Source organism: Candidatus Glassbacteria bacterium (assembly GCA_019456185.1).
GTDB lineage: Bacteria > Gemmatimonadota > Glassbacteria > GWA2-58-10 > GWA2-58-10 > JAJRTS01.
Genome location: VRUH01000086.1, coordinates 1 through 306, shown reverse-complemented (window position 1 = coordinate 306; position 306 = coordinate 1). Strand labels below are relative to the sequence as shown.

Annotated in this window: 1 pseudogene (only partly in view); it reads right to left on the bottom strand. The window is 63.7% G+C overall.

Annotated features, from left to right (window positions below):
• A pseudogene (locus FVQ81_17330) lies at positions 1 to 306 on the bottom strand (phospho-sugar mutase); it reaches 906 nt to the left of the window's first position.

Below are 306 nucleotides of genomic sequence, written 5' to 3'. Positions count from 1 at the left end.
CCGCTCGATCGCCAGGTTCAACGCAGCTTTCTCCTCGGGATTGGGGCTGTCCACTGTCGAAAACTCGGGGTCCGGCTCCCGCTGGCTCTCCAGCACGACCACTTTCCTGAATCCAGCTCTTTCCAGCGCAGCCGGCACCATGGTCACGCCCGTTCCGTGCAGCGGCGTATAGACAATCTCCACTTCCCCGGCGACTGCCGTTACCACCTCCGGCCGGACCAGGCAGGCCACCACCTGCTCAAGGTAGGCCCGGTCGACAGATTCATCGAGCCACCTCAGCAATCCTTTAGCTTCGGCCGCCTCCCG